Raw genomic sequence first — 23,055 nt, 5'->3', positions numbered from 1 at the left:
AAACAGTTAAGGCATAATAGTTTCTATAGAGACTTTGACTTTATGCCTATTTGTGCCCTTGTTAGATAGCACCTTTATTAGTAAATCCAGAGGTCTTGACGAATTGTATCCTATGCTGCAATCTGTGTCCCCTCATTCCTCAATCACCAGCTTAAGTTCTCTAGACCAATACCAAATCACCTCCAGTAGTACTGTTGTACCAATGGTGGTAGAGCAGTCTGGAATGGGAGAACGAGCATTTGACATTTATTCGCGGCTGCTGCGAGAACGCATTGTCTTTTTGGGAACCCAGGTCGATGATGTGGTAGCTGACTCAATTGTTGCCCAGCTGTTATACCTAGAAGCTGAAGACCAGGAAAAGGATATCCAATTGTATATCAACTCCCCAGGTGGCTCGGTAACTGCAGGGATGGCAATATATGATACGATGCAGCAAGTGCGCCCTGATGTGGTTACCATATGCTATGGCTTAGCTGCTAGTATGGGCGCATTTCTCCTAGCAGGGGGAGCTACTGGTAAACGGATGGCATTGCCCAATTCTCGGATTATGATTCACCAGCCCCTTGGCGGTGCTCAGGGACAAGCGGTGGATATAGAAATTCAAGCTAAGGAAATTCTATACCACAAGCAAACCCTTAACCAATTACTGGCTAATCACACCGGTCAACCGGTGGAGCAAATTGCTGAAGATACCGAACGCGACTTTTTCATGTCAGCGGCGGAAGCTAAAGACTATGGTTTAATTGACCAGGTGATCTCCCGGCAGAATCTTCCTAACCAGGAAGCAGCTGTCGCTTCTATGTAGAAAGAGGCTTCTTATGTCTAAATACGACTCCCATCTAAAATGTTCCTTCTGCGGTAAGTCTCAAGAGCAAGTACGCAAATTAATTGCTGGCCCCGGAGTCTATATTTGTGATGAGTGTGTTGATTTATGTAATGAAATTTTAGATGAGGAGTTACTCGATTCCGGTGCGCCTGCTCCCCAGCCTGCTCCTCGACCAGAACCTGCCAAGAAACGCCGTCCCCGTGCCAACCGTATTTCAATGAATCAGATTCCCAAACCCAGGGAAATTAAACGGTATCTAGATGACCATGTGATTGGTCAGGAGGAAGCCAAAAAAGTTCTGTCAGTGGCTGTGTACAACCACTACAAGCGCCTAAGCTTGCTCCAATCTAAAGCTCAAGGTCAGGGTCAGGGCATAATGGATGATGGCATAGAGCTACAAAAGTCCAACATTCTTCTAATTGGTCCTACTGGTTGTGGTAAAACATTACTCGCCCAAACCTTAGCCAAAATATTAGATGTGCCTTTTGCTGTGGCAGATGCCACAACCCTGACAGAAGCTGGTTATGTTGGGGAAGATGTAGAAAACATCTTACTGCGACTATTGCAAGTGGCAGATCTGGATGTAGAGGAAGCCCAGCGGGGGATTATCTATATCGATGAAATCGATAAGGTAGCCCGCAAGAGTGAAAATCCCTCTATTACCAGGGATGTTTCTGGGGAAGGAGTCCAGCAAGCATTACTGAAAATGCTAGAAGGAACCATTGCTAATGTACCGCCTCAAGGTGGACGCAAACATCCTTATCAAGACTGCATTCAGATTGACACCAGCAATATTCTGTTTATTTGCGGTGGCGCGTTTGTTGGTCTGGAGAAGGTGGTCGAGCAACGCCTAGGCAAGCGTTCCATGGGATTTATTCAGCCTGGAGAGCATCACTCGAAGGAAAAGCGAACAGCAGATATTCTGCGACACTTGCAGCCAGATGACTTGGTGAAATTCGGCATGATTCCTGAGTTCATTGGTCGTATACCAATGGTAGCGGTCATTGAACCCCTGGATGAGGAAGCCCTGATGGCAATTTTGACAGAACCCAAGAATGCACTGGTAAAACAGTATATAAAGCTGTTGAAGATGGACAATGTCAACTTGGAGTTTATGCCAGATGCAATTCGAGCGCTGGCCCAGGAAGCTTACCGTCGTAAAACCGGTGCTAGGGCGTTAAGGGGCATTGTGGAAGAATTGATGCTGGAAGTGATGTACGAGTTGCCTTCTCGTAAGGATGTCACTCGCTGTACAATCACTAGGGAAATGGTAGAGAAGCGCTCAACTGCTGAACTATTGGTTCATCCTTCTTCATTGCCAAAGCCAGAATCAGCATAGTAGTAATTTGTCATTGGCCAAAACCAAATTTATCGGTTGTTAATTGTTAATTGTTAATTGTTAATTGTTAATTGTTAATTGTTGATTGTTGATTTTCAATTAACAAAGGACAAAGGTCACAAAATGCCTTACATTCAAATTCGGGGTGTAGAACACTACTATGAATGGGTAAAGAAGTCAACACCTTGTGCAAATAAACCTGTAATGGTCTTTATCCATGGCTGGTGTGGCTCGTCTCGCTACTGGGAAAGTACCGCTCAAGCTCTATCCAATACCTTTGACTGCCTCCTTTATGACCTAAGGGGGTTTGGTCGGTCAAAATTACCCCAACAGGGGGCAAACCTGACCTATGAGATGGAGGACTACGCTGAAGATTTACTGGTGTTGTTAGATACCCTGGGACTTGGTCGTATCTATATCAATGCCCACTCCCTAGGGGCATCTGCTGCTACGATGTTTCTCAATCTTTATCCTGGGCGGGTTGAGCAGGCAATTTTGAATAATAGCGGTATTTTTGATTATGACGAGAAATCCTTCACCGCTTTTCACAAAGTTGGTGAGTTAGTAGTTAAGTTCCGCCCCGGTTGGTTGTTAAATATTCCCTTGGCCGGTACGCTGTTCATGATGCGATTTTTGCACCATCCCTTACCTAGACCAGTCAGTCGAGATTTTTTGGCAGATTACCTAATGGCTGATTATGAGGCAGCTTTGGGAACAATGCTGACTGCGGTTAGTAAGTATGCGGCTGAGGTAATGCCTAATAAATTCGCTCAGTTAAAGGTGCCAACCCTGCTAGTTTCTGGTGAATACGACAAAATTATTCCTTCAGCACTAGGGCGTAGAGCTTCACAATTAAGTCAAAACGTCAAGTATGTTGAAATTCCTGATACAGCTCACTTTCCGATGTTGGAGGCTCCAGGGATTTATCTAGAGCAGGTGCGGGAGTTTATTTGTGTTAGCTGAGGCTTAAAGAAATTAGTACTCTTCGGGTGAAATAAGTGGTTAGTGCTCAGAAGACTCAACACCACAGGAATAGGTTAAAAAATCAGGAAACCCCCAACCTGTAAAAGCTGGGGGCGGTGATCAGGGTGCATCTACTACTTCCTTATTCGAGTAGGTGTGACGCTTCTCCGGACAGATTTTGAGAGTGAGTTCCCTTCAAGATAGTATCCTCGACAATAGGCAATAGGCTATCCTCGGCAATGGGCTGACGGGCAGATGGGGCAAGAAGCTAGTATGTATGACGGCAACTAGGTCTTTCCAGATTAGTGTGCCCAGGCTACTGATGTTAATTTTTATTAATAGCTCAATAATTTCCTTAACTTATTGAAAAATATATTTAGGAATTTACAGCAAGTTGTGAGTAATATTATCTCTGGTAACCGAGTTAGAACAGAGACATAACTGCTGAAAATGAGCAAGGGAGATGGGCTACTCAAGTTTATTTGGCTCCATCATCCCTCCCCCATCTACATCAGGGAGCAATATTAATATGGCACATCTGGTTCAGAATCTAGTTGAAACGGAAGTCAAGCAACACCAAAACAAGACTGCAGGAGATGACCCTTTCCAGCCTCCAGCTCGTAAGTATCGCCAAAGTCAGTTACAAAATATACTAAAAACACTGCAAAACACCTTAGCAATTTGTCAAACTAACGAAGATTTGGCTGGTCAAGTGGATACTCTCAAACGCATTGGGTTAGTTCATTGCCGTTTGGGAGAGTATGCCTGGGGAATCAAGTGTCTCGAGCAAAGTTTACAAATGGCCAATGATGTTGGTTCACCCAAGAGTTTAGGGGTCATTCTTCATCATCTCGGCATGGCTTATTCCCAGACTAACCAGGATGATAAGGCATTTAAGGTTTATCTAAAAGCATTGAGGATTTTCCAAAAAACTCAAGCTCACTCAGAGATTGCTAAAATCCTTAATCACCTAGGGGAAATTCACAATAGCTGGCATCAACCAGTACTGGCTCTGAGATGCTTTCGCCAAGCCATGAAGATTTTTCAAAACTCAGGCAATTCAATTCAGGGCGAAGGCAGAGCACTGGAAAATATAGGGGAAGCTTATACCCAGCTTGGAAGATACCGTCAAGCTCTTGCTGTCTTGGAGCAAGCCCTAACCATTCACGAAAAAAAAACATCCTCTCGTTACTCTAGTCGCAAGTTAACTACTCTTGAGAGGATTGGCACAGTTTACTTCCGACTAGGTGAGGAACTACGGGCATTGGATTTCTATCATCAAGCTTTGGAGATTGGTCAGGAACTGAGTAAGTCACTTCATGGTAACACCAGAAGCTTAGATTATATCGGAGCGGTTCACTACCACTTGGGAAATTACCCCCATGCCTTAGCGTATCACTTACAAGCCTTAAGACTTTGGCAAGAAATCTCCCATCCTGGCCAGGGGGAGAGCTTGTTCCATGAAAAGCTTGAATTCTCTCAACTGAGAACAGTTTATAACTGTCTGGGTATATCTGAGCAAGGAGTGCAGTGCAGCCAACAAGTACAGAAGATGATCATTAACTGTGGTTACCGAGTTAGTGAAGAAGAGATTAGCCAGTATCTTAGTCACGGTGGAAGGTTAAACCATTACTTAGATTGATAATGCAACGTAGAATGATTAATGCATGGTAGCCTAAAGACTCGTTACAATAAAAATTCAAACCCCCAATAATTTCCATTTGACGAAAATTAGATAATTATCGATAAACAGCAAAACTGTTAACTGGCAGAGCTGATTCAGCTATAAGCTGTGAAGCATCTAGTTTGATGAGACACTCTAAGCTAAATCTTGGGTTACAGCCTGATAATTATCTTTCTTGACGATGCACAACAACTTAACACCAAGCAAAATTAGGAGTCAAACGTAAGCAATGGCACAAGCAACTGAGTCACAGCAAAAAGGTATTCAACTGACAGATAAAGCCCTAAAGCATGTTTTAGCCCTGCAACAAAGCCAAGGAAAAGACCTTTACCTGCGAGTTGGTGTTCGCCAGGGAGGCTGTTCAGGACTGTCTTACATGATGGATTTTGAAGAACCTAGTAACATTCGGGAGAATGATGAAATCTTTGACTACGATGGCTTCAAAATAATCTGTGATCCAAAAAGTCTGCTTTATCTCTACGGTCTGGTACTGGATTACAGCGATGCTATGATTGGTGGTGGATTCCAATTCACTAACCCCAATGCTAATCAAAGCTGTGGCTGTGGTAAGTCGTTTAGCGTTTAGGGGATGGTTAGTTGAAAGTCTGTCAGTTCAAGACCACCACCAAACACTAGAGGAATTACGCAGTGGCGCTATATAGGTTCGCGCTTATAGGTAGCGCTATATCTAGTTAGGGCGCAAGGCTTGTAACCCTACAATAGATTAGGCTTGAGCCAGAGATTTTGGGTAAGTCCTAGACTAGTAAGTAATGACTAATGACTAACGACTAACAGCTCATGACTAAAACATCACTATTTGGTCTGAAGGCAGATCATTTCCGTCATCCCCTAGATTTGGAAGCAACCACAGCCCTGAAACAGTTGCCAGGGATAGACTTGGTGGTGCGAAATTTACTAGGTCCTGTGGCGGAACAGTTTTTTTACCTGAACAATATTGCTGCTAGTGTCTTGGTGGGAGAAAATCAACTGCCCCATCTTCATAAACTACTCTTAGAAGCCTGCACAACTTTAGATTTAGAGCCGCCTCAGCTTTATGTGCAGCAAAATCCTGCTCCCAATGCCTATACCTTCGCTATGCGGGGTAAGCAGCCTTTCATTGTCTTGCACACCTCTTTAATTGATCTGCTGACACCAGAGGAAATTCAGGCGGTTATTGCCCATGAACTGGGTCATCTCAAATGTGAACATGGGGTTTACCTGACACCGCTCAATATCATGGTATTAGCTGCTAGTTTAATTCCGAATTGGGGGATGCTCATTGCTCAAAGCATACAGGAGAAGATGTTAGAGTGGCTACGATGTGCGGAATTTAGTTGCGATCGCGCTGCTTTACTGGCTACTCAAAATCCGAGAGTGGTCATGTCTGTATTGATGAAACTGGCTGGTGGTTCCCCAACTCTGGCACCACAACTGAACCTAGATGCGTTTATTGCTCAAGCTAGGGCTTACGACAGCGTGGGTGATACTGAGGTGGGTCAAGTACTCCAACAATTGCAGATCTCTCAACTAAGCCATCCCTTACCTGTACTACGGGCGCGAGAAATTGACCGTTGGGCAAGTTCTCAATCTTATCAGTCCTTGTTAAATCAGCAGCTAATTAGTTATAATAATAGAGATGCCCAAACGGGCGGGTGGCGAAATTGGTAGACGCACCACACTCAAAATGTGGCGGCCTTATGGTCATGAGAGTTCGAGTCTCTCCCCGCCCACTGTAACTAAGGGGCAAGAGTAATGGCACAACGACTAAAACGGTGGGAATCGCCCCGCCGCCAAGGGCGTAACTGGAAAGGAAAAGGAGGCTCAGCACGGCGCAAACAACTGAAAAAACAGACTCAGATGCTGCGGCGGAAGCTTAAGGAAAGTCGGAAAGCACTCCAAAACCAAAATCAAGACAACAAAAATCAATACCAAAATCAACAAGGGGGAAGAGATATCAATGCTCTTCCCTATTTTTTTTGTAGAACCCTGTCTAACCGGTTCAAAATATTCATTGCTTTAACCCAAACTATGAAATACTTACCATAAGCTTAATAAATCTTTATAATATTCTTAACAAGCTTAACAAGTATAGATATTAGCTCATACAATGATCTACCAGCGCCTTCAACGCAGTAAATTGGATGAGAGCGATGATGCTCTGTTCTATTCATTTCCAAGGTTTGTGACTCATGTCGATGAGGGCTTTATCGATCAGCTGGTAAACCTCTACCGGGAGCAACTACAACCCAACACGCGAATCCTCGATCTCATGAGCAGTTGGGTTTCTCACTTACCAGAAGACATGGAGTTTGCTCATGTTGAGGGGCATGGGATGAATCTGGAAGAACTGGTCAAAAATCCTAGACTTAATCACTACTTTATCCAAGACCTGAATCAAAACCAGCAATTGCCATTGCCTGACCAAGACTTTGATGCTGTACTGATTGCTGTTTCAGTTCAGTATCTTCAGTACCCGGAAAAAGTTTTTGCTGAGATTCATCGCGTCTTAAAACCAGGGGGAATGGCAATTATTAGCTTTTCTAACCGAATGTTTTTTCAAAAGGCGATTCAGTCCTGGCGAGATGGGACTGAGCAAAGTCGAGTGGAGTTAGTGAAAACCTATTACCAGTCTATTCCTGGATTTAGTTCCCCTGAGGTTGTTGCTCGACCATCCCCGCTTCCTAATTTTCTGCTACAGCTTGGGATCACTATAGGCGATCCATTCTATGCAGTACTGGCTAATCGAACTACTTGAGCCTTTTGATAAAAAGGGTTTTGTTGATGGTAATTTTTAACAGTCAAGAAAAAAGCAATTAACTAACATAATAAGCGCGTTTATCGCACTAATGAGGTACAGTCTTTTTTGAAGCTGATTTCCCTAAAAGCCTCTTTATTATTGCCTTTTGCCAATAGCCATGCATGCCTTTTGCCTTAAAAGGATAAGCTTTGGCCTCAAACGTTGCTGATAATTGCTATAACTAATGAATAATTACTCATCAATTTGCCAGACATCTTGACTCAAGGCTTCATCCAGAATTTTTTTCGGTCGTAATACTAGGATGAGGCGTCCCAAAAAACTAACATCAGGAGAATCTGGAAACCACTTAATCTCCAACTGTCCTGATTCTTCAACCAAAAAGTAGCTGTCCCCATCCCACTGCTGCTGTGAGCGGTCAATAATAAGCAAAATCTCTTCAGGTTTGTTATTCTGTTGAATAGGCAGCTGATTACTGTGACACAAAATCACTACTGGATCTTGTGCCTTCAAAACTACCTGCCAGCCGGGTACTGCCACGAACGTCTGCTCTCGAAGCCCTTTAACTATACTGAAAGCACCGGTATAGTCAGTTTTAGGAACCTGGTTGAGATCAGCTATTGTCAGGGGTAAGGATCCCACTACGGGAAGCAAGCGGGGTAAATCTTCTTCAGCTTCGAGGCGGTATATGGGTAATCTGGGAGCTGGACGCTGAGTGCTACCAAACGCTCCTGTGAGTAATTCTTCGATTTGTTGCCGGGCTTGTTGAGTATGAGCAAACATCAAGCCTCGGGCAATCAAACGAGAACGTTCTTGCAAATCATTGTGTTGTTTGGCAAGTTTCCAATACTGATAGGCAACAGCATCTCCAGGATGATTGGTGAATCCCTCTGGTGGACGGCTTCTGCGGGAAAAGGTCTTGATTGCTTTGGCAACTTCATGGGCTCCTTCGGAGTTCAAGTTTCTAGCAACGAGAAATTCAGCAGCAGCAGCTCGTTCCTCTTGGGTGAGAATCCGCAACTCGTACAGGGAATCGCTACCGCTAGTCTCAAAACGCGATCGCACTTCATCGGACACCCCCACTGTAATCAAACTTGTGTAAACCTGAGATGCCACCATCACTTGATTCTGTTGAATTGGCTCAAACCCAGTTTCTTCAAAAATTACCTGAGAACTGTAGCCAGCTTTCTGTAGCTGCTGACAGGCTTTACCCCACTCCACCCAGTTGCGTTCTTTGCGCCGCAGTAAGTTTAATAAATCTTCAGCATTTATCTGTTCTGAATTGGTTTGAGGGTGACTTTCAGGAGAGCCTGGTGGTACTTCAGTCATGGTTTAAACAAAAAGAAAACGAACAGTGCCATCAAAGGCAATGTGTATTATATCCCGTTAGGGTTTAGTGTGGGAGGATGTCACTTTTGGAAAAAGCCTACAATAGAGATTGGGCATGAAATCAATTCTTGAAGTATAAAAGATGAAGATAGCAAGTGTAAAGGCAGCAAGGATAAAGGTGAGGGATGGTGCATCTTTGAATTAATGCTCAAGCCTACTAATTGTTAAATAACCGCAGCCATATATAGCGGTTCTCATAGTAATGAGGTACATAGGATTTTTTCCCTATTCCCTGTTCCCTATTACCTATTCCCTATTCCCTATTCCCTATTCCCTATTCCCTATTCCCTATTCCCTATTCCCTATTCCCTATTCCCTATTCCCTATTCCCTACTCCCCCAAGGGCGGGGTACCTCACCTATTTAATAAATGCTATAACTAGTGTACACTTCTGACTTTATCCATCATACTTTAAACTTGCCGATTACCTGCTTTTTAAGTTCTACACAACTCGATTTTTGTTTTGGATCTGTTTAACTTGTTCTTGTTGTTTGTTCCTCCTATAGCTGGGGGAATTATTGGCTATTTCACCAATGATTTAGCCATCAAAATGTTGTTCCGTCCCTACAGACCAATTTACATCGGTAAGCGTCAGCTACCTTTTACACCAGGTTTAATTCCCCGCAACCAGGAACGTCTGGCTAGGCGAGTGGCTGACACTATTATGGGGTCTCTGCTGACGCCAACAGAGTTACAGCGTCTGGCAAAGCGTCTGCTGCATACTGAACGTGTGGAAGCAGCGATCTTGTGGCTATTAAACTTAGCGCTAGATCAAGTCCGGTCGGATAAGCAACAGAAAACAGCTCATATTCTTGCTGGGATTCTCCGAGACTTGATAGGGGAATCGTTGCCACGTATGCTAAAAGTCTTAGCCCGTCGTAAGGATTTTCTAGAAGCCCAACTTAATCATGTTTTTGACCAGATTTTATTGGAGTTTCAACTGGATCAAGAACAAGCTCGTAAGCTTTCTGAGTGGATCTTAAAAGTAGTACTCCCCCCAGATATTTTGCGACAGGCAGTTATTGATTTCCTAACTGACCGCAACATTCAAATCATTGATGAAGACTTTCGGGAAAAGTCCAGTGGGACATACTGGGTAGTGGCAAATTTATTTGGTCTGCGCAATGCTTTGATCCGCCTGCGAACCTTTTGCCTTGACGATAAAGAAGCGACTAATGCTCGCATCGAAGAGTTAATTGTGGCTCTAGGAACTCGCGATCGCTTGCGGGAATGGTTGCAAAATGTCTCATTGCAAAATTTGCCTTTGTCAACAGTGAGACAGTTACGGAAAACTATGCGGGATTCGGTGCGTGGTTATATTCAAGAGGGGGGTGCTGGATTTATACAAGGATTAAATCAATCTATTGACTGGGAAAAGGTGTCTGTGTTAATTGTTAATCGGCTCCGAGAGTCAGCAATTATGACTACATCCTTGGCAATGATTAGCAAGGAACTAGCTTTGGTTATAGAGCGCTACCTAGAGGAGGATTTGGAAAAAATTATGACTGAAGTGATTCCGATTTTATCGATTGATGAAGTGATTGTTGAACGGGTAAACGCTACTTCTCCAAAAGATATGGAAATCACGATTCAGACTTTAGTAAAAAGTGAATTACAAGCTATTGTGAATTTAGGGGGTATTTTAGGAGTGATGGTGGGACTATTTCAAACAGTGTTGCTGCTGTTGACAGGAGGAATTTAATCAGGAATTTAATCAGGATGCTCTCTAGGATTTATCCTGAGCCTGATTCTACGGAACGGGACTTTTATCCCAGTTTATGCTAAGACCGACGGCTAATGATGGATAAAAGTTTACGAGAACGGGGACCTCGGTATCTTTCGTATAGTAAAAAGTTTGGTATCATCGTTCTGAGCCAATAGAGTAAATTTAATAACCAACGATGATTAACTTTAATTTTGCCATTGAGCAGATATACTGGCAATTCCACTAATTTAGCTAATCTGGTAAAACTTTCCTGGTCTTTTTCCTCAAAACTTTTTTCTATCAAATACTTAATACTTTTCTGGCATAAGCTAACTAATTTTTGGTGATTTGTCAAGACAATTTCAAAATACTTAATGTAAGACTCCCGCATCAGTGAGCTATTATCGGTGAGATTGAAGCGGTGTTTTCTATAATAGGCTCCGATGATTGGAGTATGGACAAATCTGACGTTCCGTTGCAGAAGTTCTAATACCCATTCTCGATCCTCACAGGCTTTCAGGCGAGTATCAAAATTTCTCTGGTCTAAGAGTTTTTTCTTGAACAGCATCGATTGCTGTAACAAGGGAAAAGGAGAGTTTGCCAGAAAATCTGGACAGATTAGTAGTCGTTCGATTAGCTGTTCTTTGGTGAGAGCACCAACAACATGAGGCTTGGTTTCAATAATGTTTTCGTTTTGATCAACATAGACCCGTTCATAGTCTGAGTAAAATACTATATTATCACCATTATCACCAGTTCCCTCTAAACAGCTCAATTGAAATCTGATCTTATCTTCATGAATCCAATCATCAGCATCTAAGAATTGAATCCATTCTCCAGTCGCTTTATCAGCGCCAAAATTACGAGCAGAAGAGACGCCTCCATTGTCTTTATAAAAGTACTGTATCTGTGGGTGGTAGTGGACTAACTGATCAGCAACTTTGCGGGTATTATCGGTAGAGCCATCATCTACAATAATGCATTCAATCTGGGAAAATGTTTGCGCTAGTACACTTTTTACTGATTGTTCGAGGTACTGGGCTTTATTAAAGGTGGTGATAACTACTGAGACAGATGTATTCATGAAATAAATTATTTATACCATAGATGGAAATCCAGTAATGACCAAAGTTTGTTGGCATTATCCGGTTGGTAGTCTTGGATTAAGTTATAAACGTTTGGTCCTATAAACGTCTGATCGGGAAATACTGGTTTCAGGTAATGATTTGATCGACTGACATACATCCTCCCAGAGGTAATTTCTGAGCTAAGAGCCAAAAGGCGATCGCCAGCCGTACTTTTTACCCTTTTGCACCACTTCTGGCAGAAGATCTCAGAAAGTAGACCTCAGCAACCGCTTGTTTTGCGGCCAAGCTACTATCCTTGCAAAAGGGTATAGCCATAGCATACTCGACGAATTGGTAATTTTAAAAGGGGGTACGGGGTTTCAAGGCTGCTTTAATACTGGTCGGATGGGGTATTATCCACCGTGATGGGATGTTGTTGCTGCTATAGTCAATTTCAAATCCATGTAGAGCAGCGCATCTTGGTTGGTGATGGGTGCATCTGATGTTTATCAAAACATCATCGATAAAGAATCCCAGGAAGTATGAAAATATAATTAGCAGTATTTTTGGGTTAGTGAGATTAAGATTTGGGGCACTAATACCCCCAATATAATGGCGTTATAATAATTGATTGCTTTTTTTGTAGAAATAAACAATTAGTATAAACCTCTTTAAAAGGCTGATTTATTAACATCAATTAGCTCAAGTACCTATTTTTAGCTAGAAACTGACTTGTAATTGAAATTGGCGATCGCGTTTTTAGAGCTAGTTGCACAGAGGTATTGAGTATTTTCCGCAAAGCTCTATTGAAATTTCCCATCGATCCACTTGTGCAAAAGCCGGTCTACCCTCTGACCATCTCCCCATCTGACCATCTCCCCATCAGCTCCCATTCACAATTTAAATGGGTGACAGCTTACTCCTTCATTTGAGTCACTCATCGTTACTTTCCCTTATTAAGGGACAAGTTTATTAATCTCCGATAGTCAAGGAAAAAGTTAACTTTGAGGAAGTTGAGGCCGAATTAAACAATCGGTAATGTTAACTTTCTTTGTGATCGAACTAGCTCTAGGATCCAAATCAATGGTATATTAGCTAAATTTGGAATCATAATTAGGTAGTCATCACTAACCCCTCGATGAGCCGCTTATCTGGAGAGACACAATCCGCAAAAACCCTAGTAGGTGGACGCTACAAAATTATCAACCAACTGGGAGCAGGTGGGTTTGGTCGAACGTTCCTAGCACAAGATATACATTTGCCAAATCAACCCCGATGTGTGGTTAAACTTCTCTTGCCCCAAACCGAGCAGACGGCAACCCTGCAAATGGCAAGACGCCTTTTCGATAGAGAAGCTCGATTTCTCTACCAGCTAGGTAATCATGACCAGATCCCTCGCCTACTGGCACATTTTGAGGAAGATCAGCAGTTTTATCTGGTTCAGGAATTGATTGAAGGACAACCTTTGAATCGAGAACTTGTCAAGGGTCATCCGTGTTCACAAGAGCGAGTGATTGCTTTATTAATAGATATTCTACAGGTATTGGCCTTTGTCCATCAACAACAGATTATCCATCGGGATATTAAACCCTCTAACTTAATCCGCCGCCAACGGGACGACAAAATCGTGCTGATTGACTTTGGTGCTGTTAAGCAAGTCAGTAGCCAAAAGATTAATCCTGAAACTGGGGAAACTCATTTAACGGTTTCTATTGGCACCCAGGGCTATATGCCCCATGAGCAATTGGCAGGAAGGCCCCGCTTTAGCAGTGATATCTATGCTGTCGGGATGGTTGGAATCCAAGCATTAACTGGGGTTCATCCCAAAAACTTGAAGGAAAATCCCACAACTAGTGAAATTGATTGGCAACACTACGCAAAGCAGGTTAGCCCAGAGTTGGCCCATATTCTTGACATTATGGTGCGCTATGATTTCCGTGACCGCTATGGGACAGCAGCTGAGGCTCTAGAGGTACTGGCTAGTTTACCAAGACAGCAACTGTTGTCATTAGCTGAGGAAGAAATCCCTACTCAGGAAATTACCGGTGAAAGCCAGTCTGGGATGGAACTCCCAATTCCCGACATTAGGAAGCTAGCAAACACTACAGTCCCCTCGTCAATGATGACCAGGAGTCAAAGTAGAACTACGCCTCAACTTCACACCCCCCAACATTCGAGAGGTTCAGCAACTAACCGGACAACACTATCTATTCCGCAACGATTGGTGAAGTTCGGGTTAATTACTATATCGATAACTATCTTGGGGGTCGGCTTGGTGCTGTTGAAAACTTTTCTATCTGCCCAAGCAACTGGTGAAAATACTGACTATATCACTGAATATAAGACTGACTATAGTACTGAGGCTAAGGTCACAGCGGAGCAACTTTTAGACGAAGCTGACCAATTGCGGAAATCTCGACAGTACCAGGAAGCTCTAAAACTATACGACCAAGCGATCGCTAAAAAAGCAGATTTTGCGGAAGCTTATTGGGGCAGATGCTACAGTCTGAATAAACTCCAACAGCCGGAGATGGCAGTTGTTGCTTGTAATGATGCCTTACATTTTAAACCTAACTACCCAGAAGCTGTGTGGAGCCTTGGTCAAGCCCTTGACCAACAGCAACGGTCTGTAGAAGCCCTCAGACTCTATAACCAAGCCCTTACCCTTAAGCCAGATTTAACGGAAGCTTGGCTTTCACAGGGAATAACCCTCCAAAAGTTGGGTCGTTCTGTTGAGGCGATTACGGCTTTGGAGAAAGCGATCGCACTTCAACGAGATTTGGCAGACGCTTGGATGACTAAGGGGGAAGCTCAGATGACACTAGGGCGCTTTAATCAGGCAATCACTTCTTTAAATAAGGCACTCCAGATTGAACCTAACCACCGGAATGCCCTGAAGCTACGTCAGCAGGCACGGAAGAAACTAGAACGCTAAATTCAGTAGTTCCAAAACTCGACTCTCGGACCATCTGCATCTGTAGTCCTACTTTGACGAATTGGTATTACTTTCCACAGTTGCCTACACTATCGATATTTTCTCTTATTTCCCAACAGGTCTAAGGTCGGTATAGTTAAGAATTAACCATTAACAATAACAATTACTAAAAATTACACAATAATTAACAATTAATAATTAACCTTAACAATTAACCAGTAACGATTAAAATGACCAATCACAGCAGCAATTTTTAAGTAATGTTAAGGACTTTTGTTAAGGTGTATTGCAACTTGACCCCAAATATTAGGGAAGGTTCAGATGACAGGAAAGTCCGTGATAGGATGCATTCCGTAGCTTAAAAAACCATGGGAGAAAACATGCCAGCACTAAGGGTTGCAGTAGTTGGTTCGGGACCAGCAGGCTCTTCTGCTGCCGAGACGTTAGCTAAAGCAGGAATCGAAACTTATTTGTTTGAGCGTAAGCTGGACAATGCTAAGCCCTGTGGTGGTGCGATTCCACTATGTATGGTCAGTGAGTTTGACCTGCCACCAGAAATTATTGACCGGCAAGTGAGAAACATGAAGATGATCTCACCGTCTGATATTGAAGTTGATATCCATATAGAAAAGCAAAACGAATATATTGGAATGTGCCGTCGCGAGGTGCTTGATGGGTTCATGCGCAATCGTGCGGCTGAGTTGGGTGCTAACTTAATTAATGGCACCGTTTATAAACTCGATATTCCCACCAGTAACTCTCAACCCTATACCATCTATTATTCTGACCATTCCGATGGCAGTGTCAAGGGAACCCACAAAACCTTGAAAGTAGATGTGGTGATTGGAGCTGATGGGGCAAATTCCCGGGTTGCCAAAGCAATTGATGCTGGGGATTACAATTATGCGATCGCGTTCCAAGAGCGGATCAGTCTGCCAGATAACATGATGAATTACTACCAAGACCTGGCAGAAATGTATGTGGGCAATGATGTTTCTCCTGATTTCTACGCCTGGGTCTTCCCTAAATACGACCACGTTGCCGTTGGTACCGGCACTATGAGGGTCAACCAAGCCTTGATCAAAAAGCTACAAGCAGGGATTCGCGCCCGTGCGGCTAAGAAACTTGTGGGTGGGAAAATTATCAAAGTGGAAGCCCATCCGATTCCTGAGCATCCGAGACCTAGGCGTGTAGTTGGTCGGGTAGCTTTGGTAGGTGATGCTGCTGGAACAGTCACTAAATCCTCTGGGGAAGGCATTTACTTTGCGGCTAAATCAGCTCGCATGTGTGCTGAAACCATTGTGGAAACCTCTAACAGCGGTAGCCGTATCCCCACAGAGAATGACCTCAAGCTTTACCTGAAGCGCTGGGATAAGAAATACGGCATGACCTACAAAGTCCTAGATATTCTACAACGAGTTTTTTATAACTCTGATGCTAGCCGGGAAGCCTTTGTAGAGATGTGCGCTGACAAGGATGTGCAGCGGCTGACCTTCGATAGCTATCTCTATAAAACCGTTGTACCTGCTAATCCTCTTGTCCAAATGAAGATTACAGCGAAGACAATTGGTAGCTTGTTGCGGGGCAATGCCTTGGCTCCCTAGAAGTTGATCAATTTTTGATCAGAAGTAGCCAACTGAGTAACGGTGAGAAAGCTTACCCCCGGCTTAAGGGCGGGGGCTTTCCCCTCTAGGTTAAAAACGTAGATTTGTAGTAGCTCTGACATTACCAAGTTCATCCTAGGCAGTCGCCGAATTCACTTCTAGGGTCTTTTCTGTATTGGGTAACTCTAAGCAATAACCTGCTCCATAAACGGTTTTGATGTACTTAGGATGGCGGGGATCAGGTTCTAGCTTGGTTCTCAGGTGACGAATATGCACTCGAATTGTTTCGATATCATCGTCAGGGTCATATCCCCAAACTTCTTTAAGGATTTCGCTGGGAGAAACAGTTTGACCATGGCGCTGCAGTAAACAGTGCAGTAGTTCAAACTCCAGATGGGTCAGTTTTACGGTTTTATCAAACCAAATCGCCTCAAACCTTTCTGGAACCAGGGTCAAAGGACCATAGTTCAGGATTTCCGTATGCTTAGCAGCTTGGGGAATTCGGTCTGTGCGCCGTAGTAATGCTCGCACTCGCGCCAGCATTTCTTCGAGTTCAAAGGGTTTGGTGAGATAATCATCGGCACCAGCATTAAAGCCTTCTACCTTATCTTGGGTTTGACCTAGGGCAGTCAACATCAATACTGGAATATCGGAAGTGCGTTCATCCCGACGTAACCGTTGGCAGACGGTGAAGCCATCTACCTTGGGTAGCATCAAGTCTAGCATAATCAGGTCTGGCTGCAGTTGCAGAGCTAGAGCCTGACCCTTGATGCCATCCATTGCTTGACTAACATCGTAGCCAGCCATCTCCAAATTGATGGTGACTAATTCTGAAATTGCGGGGTCGTCATCGATGACCAGTATCCGGGGCATCACTCAGGAGTTGTTGCTAAGGTGTATCCGTTAACGTTCGATAAGAACAATTTTAGAATAGTAACAATACTTATACGATTATAAAGGCAGACTTTAGGTTTTTTGTAAACAAAAGCTAAGAAATTTTAAGATTTCCTAATTTTCCGAGAAACTCCCTGGATCTGAGTGCTAGAGTCATGAGTCCTGACTAGAAAGGATAAATTCCTGGTGCTTGCACTGTTGAAACTGGGCTATACTCTGCTAGTCAGGAGGGTTGAGCAATCAGCCCTCAGAACTGAAGCCGCTCGGCAACTGGCAGGGTAGTACTCAAGGTACCACCCTAGGGGAACTTACGTCTGTTCAGGACTAATCAGTTTCACGTTTTTGGCTAAACCCAGCTGTTGTAGGAACTGAATCGTCATCCAAGTCAGGTCAATTTCCCACCATTTAATGCCATGCCTTGCAGAATACTGATAAGCATGGTGATTGTTGTGCCAGCCTTCGCCATAGGTTAGTAGGGCTACCCACCAGCAGTTTTTTGAGCAATCATTAGACTCATAGGTGCGATAACCAAATTTGTGAGTAGCACTGTTGACAAACCAGGTACAGTGAAACACCAGTACTAGCCGCACAAAAATCCCCCACACTACAAATGGCCAGCCACCGATGGCATACAGCAACAGTCCTAGAACCACTTGAACAAGCACAAAATACTTGTCGAAAAACTGATAAACCCGATCTCCAGAAATATCTTTAGTGAATTTAGAAATTTGCTCATCAGCAGGAATTTTATGCAACATCCAAGCCATGTGACTCCACCAAAACCCTTGATGGGAGTCATGAGGATCGGGTTGGGTGTCAGAGTGCAAATGATGGATGCGGTGTAGTCCTACCCAAGCGATCACTCCTCCTTGACAGGAAATGGTACCACAGAAAACTAGGAAGTATTCTAACCACTTGGGTGTCTGAAAACTGCGGTGGGTCACTAAGCGATGCCATCCCAGAGTTACCCCCAAGCCCCCTGTCACCCAGTGGAAAAAGATCATTAAGCCTACTGCTGTCCAGTTAAAGTTGCTCGGAAGTAAGGCAAACAGCGCTGTTAGGTGAATAAAGGCCATATAGGTAATAACGACCCAATCTAAACGAAGATTATCTGAAGTAGCAATTGTCATGCAGTAAGTCTAATAGGATACAAATTGTAATAACCCGCTCTCTTTGATCTAAAATTTCGAGGCGCGAATTTTGGGAATGAACAGCTCTCAAAGGCTGCAAGCAGCAGAAAAAGCACTATTTCCGATCTTTTATGGTATTGACACCGCCGTCAAGCAAAATCTCAAAAAGGTACTGAATTCTTTTCGAGCACATCGTGTAGGAGTGCATCACTTTGCTAGTGTTTCAGGCTATGGTCATGATGATTTAGGACGGAAAACTCTCGACATGGTATTTGCTGATGTCATGGGAGCTGAAGCGGCAGCGGTGCGGGTACAATTTGTTTCCGGAACCCATGCGATCGCATGTTGCCTGTTTGGGATACTGCGTCCTGGAGATGAAATGCTAGCGATTGCCGGTGCCCCTTACGATACCTTGGAAGAGGTGATTGGTTTACGAGGTGATGGTCAAGGTTCCCTACTAGAATTTGGGATTCGTTACCGCCAGTTGTCCCTAACTAGTGAGGGGAGTTTAGATTGGTCAGCCTTGGCAACAGCGGTAGGAGAGAATACCCGCCTGGTTTTCATTCAGCGTTCCTGTGGGTATTCTTGGCGAAAGAGTCTTTCATTATCAGAAATAGAAAAAATTGTCAAGCTTGTCAAACAACAAAATCCTGATACTATCTGTTTTGTCGATAACTGTTACGGGGAATTTGTAGAAGAGCGAGAACCAACAGCAGTAGGAGCAGATTTGATGGCGGGTTCCCTAATTAAAAATCCTGGGGGAACGATTGCTACTGCTGGAGGCTATGTAGCTGGAAAAGCTGACTTAGTTGAAGCCGCGACCTGTCGTCTGACTGCTCCAGGGATTGGTAGTTCAGGTGGGGCAACTTTCGATCAGAATCGATTGCTGTTTCAAGGATTATTCCTAGCTCCCCAAATGGTTGGTGAAGCCCTCAAAGGGAGTCATTTAATCGCTCATACTCTTTCAGAACTGGGTTATCCTGTCAATCCCCCACCGATGCTACCCCGTAGGGATGTGATTCAAGCCGTTGAGTTGGGTTCAGCGGAAAAATTAATTGCTTTCTGTCGAGGGATACAACAGAATTCTCCCGTAGGTTCCTACCTCGACCCTGTCCCAGCCGCAATGCCTGGTTATGAGAGTCAGTTAGTGATGGCTGGGGGGACTTTTATTGATGGCAGTACGTCAGAATTTTCTGCCGATGGTCCGCTCAAGGACCCTTATATTGTGTTTTGTCAGGGAGGAACCCATTGGACTCATATTGCGATCGCATTAGAATCTGCCATTGAAGCCATCGGAACAGCTGATAGCTGATAGCTGATAGCTTAATGATTACTTGTCGCTAGTGCTATCAATATTTAAATTACTATAGCGCTATCGTTCTAAATCTTTGATCACCTTCTCCCAATACCATTTTTCTGGCATCCCCGGGTATTTTCCTTTAGCCAAGTCAAGTAGGCGTGTGGCGATATCCGATTGTCCTCCTACCAGTCTCAGTAGTCTTTGTTGCAACTCCCTACTAGGTTTGGTATTTGATGGTGCTTGTGATTCTCGATTGCTCGACCCCTCGCTCAGTTGTAATGGCTGTAGCTGTTTGAGCTTATCGAGCAGTTTCCGATAATTAGTCCAGTCTTGTTGATCGAAATACAGGTTTGCCGCTTGTTGATAATCTTCAAATGCTCCCCGTAGATCCTCAAACTTTTCACGAGCGGTTGCCCGATAACGATATGATTGAGCATCATTGGGTTTAAGAGTAATAACTCGGGAATAGTCTTCGATGGCTTGGCGATAGTCTCCCATCTGGATATAGGCATTACCCCGATGAATCAAGACATCCCGATTTTCCGGATTGCTTTGTAGTAACTTGGTCAAGTCATCAATAGCTCCCCGGTAATCTCCCAGTTCAATACGTACTAATCCTCGATGGTAACGGACCTGAGCATCTTGGGGATTTAGTTCCATGGCTTGACCAAGGTCTTGAATTGCTCTCCTGTAATCACGGAGTTTGCAGTGAACAATACCTCGATAGCAATAAGCTTGAGCATTTTTGGGGTCAACCTCAAGGAGCCAGTTGAAATCCTCCAAGGCTTCTCGGTACTTGCCTGTGTTAACTTTATTGATTGCTTGATGGCAAAAATCGTTAGTCTGCGCTCGACCCAAAGCTAGTATTTGCTGTTGTTGAATTTGATTGATACTCTCAAGACAACGACGACAATTTAATTTATCTTTTTGGTCTAGGTAGAGCTGAGCTGCTTGTTTAAATGATGCGATCGCAGCCTGATTATCTCCTAACTTACGGTAGGCACTACCCTGAAGCTTACAAGCTGCAGGCTGGTTAGGATTAATCTTAAGTATTTGATTGGCATCTTCTATTGCTCCAGTGGCATCTCCCAGTGCCAATCGAGCCAAACCCCGCCCGAAATAAACTTCAATACTTTCAGAATTGATTTGTAAAGCCATTGTATAATCGGCGATCGCACCTTGTTGATCCCCTAAGTCAAAGCGAGCCATAGCTCGTTTATAGTAGGCTTCGGCGAAGTTCGGATTAATCTCTAAGGCTTTGTCAAATTCCTCAATTGCTTCGTTCAAGTCTCCTTGACGAATCTTATCTATTCCTCGGTAGTAAAACTCTGCTTCCATTCCTTCTGACTCTGAATCAACTACCATTCCTACTGTAGTTGCTTTATTATTGTTTTTTTTGTGATTTTGATCAGGAAAATTTGGTAAAATTCATGAGTTTCCCAGATGTCAGGAAAGTTTCCAAGTTTCCCCATCTTCCCTATCTTGCCTCTCATTGGGGATCTGGAACTGTCCACCAAGCTAAACCATAAGCTTGAGACGGCTGATTAACTTGTTGTTGATACTGAACCCGAATTTTGTAGCGACCCTGAGCAGGGATTTTGCAGAAAATATGTTCCACAGCATCCGCTTCACTTATAGAAGCACAGACACTTTTGGTAGTGTCCTCTTCTCCCACTGGCATTAAATAGAGGTCAAGATTATTCAAACCGCGATCGCGAAAACTCTCCCCAACATCATAAGCATCATTATTATTCTCATCCTCCAACTCCACCAAACGATCCCAAGCCAGAGTCAAGGAGATAAAACTTCCTTCTGCTAGGGGTTTTGTCAACACATAGTCCCGATAAGATGATTTCTCCACAGCACGGTAATCCCAACCTACTGGTGGCACTCCAATGCCACTGGGACTCCATTGGCCGAGTTTAAATTGCTGGTAAGCTCGAAACCCATTGAGATGTCCTGTCCCCATCTGCATATCCAGAGGAATTTTAGGGTCTTGGTAAGCATCAGACTCTAACCAGTTGTGATTATCCTTTGCCCGAATCGTGCGACTCATCCCTAGTAGCATCCCATCACCGAGATCTTGGATTTTGTCAGCAGAATTAAGCAAGACTGCCTTCATCACTTCATGGCGTCGGGAATCTGTACTCCAATTCATCCACAAGCGATGCAGACCGGTATTGGTGGTTTCCGCTCTGAGCGACTGCATCAAGAATAGTTTTTGTTGTCTTGAGCGCAGCTTGCGCAAAGCGGAATCACCAAATTCCTGTAGCAATGCTACAGCACCAGTGATATGGGGAGCAGCAAAACTGGTACCACTGACCTTAGTCACTTTACCTTTGAGGTCATACAAGGATATCTTGTTGCCAGGAGCTACCAAATTAATGGAGCGGCGGGAACCAACATTAATTTCTTGCCGAATCAGACGACGACCAATACCAACTGGTAAAGCACTCAAGTTAGCAAAGTCTATCTTATTAAAAACTCCCTGACGCTTGGCTGTGTATGCTGCATTGATACCATTAAAATTATCTGTGGGGATAGGAATGCCCCCTTTCCCTTGGTTGCCAGCAATCACATATAACACATCATGCACCCTAGCTGACCAATCGATACATAGAGTTAACAGCGCATTGCCATCCAGCACCGCTTTCTCCCTCGGGTCCCGCTGTAGGGATTCACCAAAACTAAAATTAATTGCCCGTACATCTGAGCCATTTTGCTGAGCAATATGCTGAGCCGACAAGCACTCTTCCGGTTGTCCACTCCTAGACAGGGAGCCAACTGCTGAAGCGTAGAGTTTTGCCCCAGGTGCTACTCCCGGCAACCCTTTGTCTCGACTAACCATCACAGCTGCTACCATAGCCGCATGTTCATCAACATGGGTATTAGGTTGTGCTGGGGTGTTACGATAAAATACTCCCGCAGGAGTTACTGTCCGATTCTTGATAGCGGCCTTATCCTTACCAAATAACCCAGGTCTACCAATTTCCACTTGCCCAATGGCAATTTTGCGACCTGTTAAATTATAGGGGGGTTGGTGTAACCGATAGACATTAATACCAGCTTCTGAGATTGATGTATCTAATCCCAAGGCTGGCGCGATTACCCCTGAGATACTTAAACCACCCAATAGCCATACCAGTGTTTTTTGGATCGGAATTTTCATAATTCTTTACATAGAGCGCGTTGATTGATGTCCGACTACTTAGCAATTTCCCAAACACTTCCCTAGATCTAGCTATAGGGTTTCTCATATTTGTGAGGTAAACAGGATTTTTCCCTCTTCCTTATTAAGGGGGGCAAGAGGAGATTCCTCTTCTGACTTCCCTACTCCCTACTCCCTACTCCCTACTCCCTACTCCCTACTCCCTACTCCCTACTCCCTACTCCCTACTCCCTACTCCCATTAACCCCAAGGGCGGCGTACCTCACCCAATTGAGAATCCCTATAACGTATTAAG

General features: G+C 43.9%; 19 protein-coding genes and 1 tRNA gene. 14 read left to right on the top strand and 6 right to left on the bottom strand.

Annotated features, from left to right (window positions below):
• The first annotated feature begins 112 nt into the window (after window positions 1-112).
• The 9 genes from clpP to F6J90_RS22105 all read left to right on the top strand — a co-directional run bounded on the left by clpP (window position 113) and on the right by F6J90_RS22105 (window position 7,567).
• Entirely contained in the window at window positions 113-805 is a 693-nt protein-coding gene (gene clpP / locus F6J90_RS22145) for an ATP-dependent Clp endopeptidase proteolytic subunit ClpP (protein ID WP_293098342.1), read from the top strand.
• Between the two features lie 13 nt (window positions 806-818).
• The gene (clpX, locus tag F6J90_RS22140; protein WP_071105583.1) at window positions 819-2,165 is read left to right on the top strand and encodes an ATP-dependent protease ATP-binding subunit ClpX; all 1,347 of its coding nucleotides are present in this window, start codon (window positions 819-821) and stop codon (window positions 2,163-2,165) included.
• Window positions 2,166-2,288: 123 nt separating this feature from the next.
• Window positions 2,289-3,128 (top strand): alpha/beta hydrolase, encoded by an 840-nt coding sequence (locus F6J90_RS22135; RefSeq protein ID WP_293098338.1) that lies wholly within the window; start codon window positions 2,289-2,291, stop codon window positions 3,126-3,128.
• 463 nt (window positions 3,129-3,591) lie between these two features.
• Window positions 3,592-4,770 (top strand): tetratricopeptide repeat protein, encoded by a 1,179-nt coding sequence (locus F6J90_RS22130; protein ID WP_293098336.1) that lies wholly within the window; start codon window positions 3,592-3,594, stop codon window positions 4,768-4,770.
• Window positions 4,771-5,041: 271 nt separating this feature from the next.
• Entirely contained in the window at window positions 5,042-5,398 is a 357-nt protein-coding gene (locus F6J90_RS22125) for an iron-sulfur cluster assembly accessory protein (RefSeq protein ID WP_070394331.1), read from the top strand.
• Between the two features lie 212 nt (window positions 5,399-5,610).
• On the top strand, window positions 5,611-6,480 hold the full coding sequence (locus tag F6J90_RS22120; RefSeq protein WP_293098333.1) for a M48 family metallopeptidase: 870 nt from the start codon (window positions 5,611-5,613) through the stop codon (window positions 6,478-6,480).
• A tRNA-Leu gene (locus F6J90_RS22115) sits at window positions 6,459-6,542 on the top strand. Before F6J90_RS22120 ends, F6J90_RS22115 begins: the two co-directional genes overlap by 22 nt.
• 22 nt (window positions 6,543-6,564) lie before the next feature.
• Entirely contained in the window at window positions 6,565-6,858 is a 294-nt protein-coding gene (locus tag F6J90_RS22110; RefSeq protein ID WP_293098332.1) for a hypothetical protein, read from the top strand.
• A gap of 61 nt (window positions 6,859-6,919) precedes the next feature.
• Window positions 6,920-7,567, top strand: coding sequence for a class I SAM-dependent methyltransferase (locus tag F6J90_RS22105; RefSeq protein WP_293098331.1), 648 nt, complete (start codon window positions 6,920-6,922; stop codon window positions 7,565-7,567).
• A 234-nt stretch (window positions 7,568-7,801) separates the two neighbouring features.
• On the opposite strand, the gene F6J90_RS22100 is transcribed toward F6J90_RS22105, so the two are convergent.
• Window positions 7,802-8,896 (bottom strand): RuBisCO accumulation factor 1, encoded by a 1,095-nt coding sequence (locus tag F6J90_RS22100; protein WP_293098329.1) that lies wholly within the window; start codon window positions 8,894-8,896, stop codon window positions 7,802-7,804.
• Window positions 8,897-9,158: 262 nt separating this feature from the next.
• Here F6J90_RS22100 and F6J90_RS22095 point away from each other — a divergent pair, with 262 nt between their 5' ends.
• Together F6J90_RS22095 and F6J90_RS22090 are read left to right on the top strand one after the other, a co-directional pair.
• Window positions 9,159-9,338 (top strand): hypothetical protein, encoded by a 180-nt coding sequence (locus F6J90_RS22095; RefSeq protein WP_293098327.1) that lies wholly within the window; start codon window positions 9,159-9,161, stop codon window positions 9,336-9,338.
• A gap of 81 nt (window positions 9,339-9,419) precedes the next feature.
• On the top strand, window positions 9,420-10,658 hold the full coding sequence (locus tag F6J90_RS22090; protein WP_293098324.1) for a DUF445 family protein: 1,239 nt from the start codon (window positions 9,420-9,422) through the stop codon (window positions 10,656-10,658).
• Window positions 10,659-10,737: 79 nt separating this feature from the next.
• Here F6J90_RS22090 and F6J90_RS22085 read toward each other — a convergent pair whose 3' ends face one another.
• Window positions 10,738-11,745, bottom strand: coding sequence for a glycosyltransferase (locus F6J90_RS22085; RefSeq protein ID WP_293098322.1), 1,008 nt, complete (start codon window positions 11,743-11,745; stop codon window positions 10,738-10,740).
• 1,121 nt (window positions 11,746-12,866) lie between these two features.
• On the opposite strand from F6J90_RS22085, the gene F6J90_RS22080 reads away from it, so the two are divergent.
• Both F6J90_RS22080 and chlP read left to right on the top strand, forming a co-directional pair.
• A complete protein-coding gene (locus F6J90_RS22080) occupies window positions 12,867-14,663 on the top strand; it encodes a serine/threonine-protein kinase (protein ID WP_293098320.1) in 1,797 nt (598 codons plus the stop codon).
• Between the two features lie 380 nt (window positions 14,664-15,043).
• Entirely contained in the window at window positions 15,044-16,267 is a 1,224-nt protein-coding gene (chlP, locus tag F6J90_RS22075) for a geranylgeranyl reductase (protein WP_293098317.1), read from the top strand.
• A gap of 135 nt (window positions 16,268-16,402) precedes the next feature.
• Here chlP and F6J90_RS22070 read toward each other — a convergent pair whose 3' ends face one another.
• The gene (locus F6J90_RS22070; protein ID WP_070394338.1) at window positions 16,403-17,140 is read right to left on the bottom strand and encodes a response regulator transcription factor; all 738 of its coding nucleotides are present in this window, start codon (window positions 17,138-17,140) and stop codon (window positions 16,403-16,405) included.
• Between the two features lie 329 nt (window positions 17,141-17,469).
• Window positions 17,470-18,291, bottom strand: a complete 822-nt coding sequence (locus tag F6J90_RS22065; RefSeq protein ID WP_293098278.1) for a fatty acid desaturase — start codon at window positions 18,289-18,291, stop codon at window positions 17,470-17,472.
• 76 nt (window positions 18,292-18,367) lie between these two features.
• Between F6J90_RS22065 and F6J90_RS22060 the strand changes: the two genes are divergently transcribed.
• Window positions 18,368-19,603 carry a methionine gamma-lyase family protein gene (locus F6J90_RS22060; RefSeq protein ID WP_293098275.1) on the top strand — a complete coding sequence of 412 codons (1,236 nt, stop codon included), beginning with the start codon at window positions 18,368-18,370 and terminating at the stop codon, window positions 19,601-19,603.
• 60 nt (window positions 19,604-19,663) lie between these two features.
• On the opposite strand, the gene F6J90_RS22055 is transcribed toward F6J90_RS22060, so the two are convergent.
• Window positions 19,664-20,956, bottom strand: coding sequence for a tetratricopeptide repeat protein (locus F6J90_RS22055; protein WP_293098272.1), 1,293 nt, complete (start codon window positions 20,954-20,956; stop codon window positions 19,664-19,666).
• Between the two features lie 124 nt (window positions 20,957-21,080).
• Window positions 21,081-22,760 carry a S8 family serine peptidase gene (locus F6J90_RS22050; RefSeq protein ID WP_293098269.1) on the bottom strand — a complete coding sequence of 560 codons (1,680 nt, stop codon included), beginning with the start codon at window positions 22,758-22,760 and terminating at the stop codon, window positions 21,081-21,083.
• Window positions 22,761-23,055 lie beyond the last annotated feature (295 nt).

This window comes from Moorena sp. SIOASIH, from assembly GCF_010671925.1.
Taxonomy (GTDB): domain Bacteria; phylum Cyanobacteriota; class Cyanobacteriia; order Cyanobacteriales; family Coleofasciculaceae; genus Moorena.
Note: the sequence above shows the minus strand (reverse complement) of the source record. Positions and strands in the feature narration are given on the sequence as shown.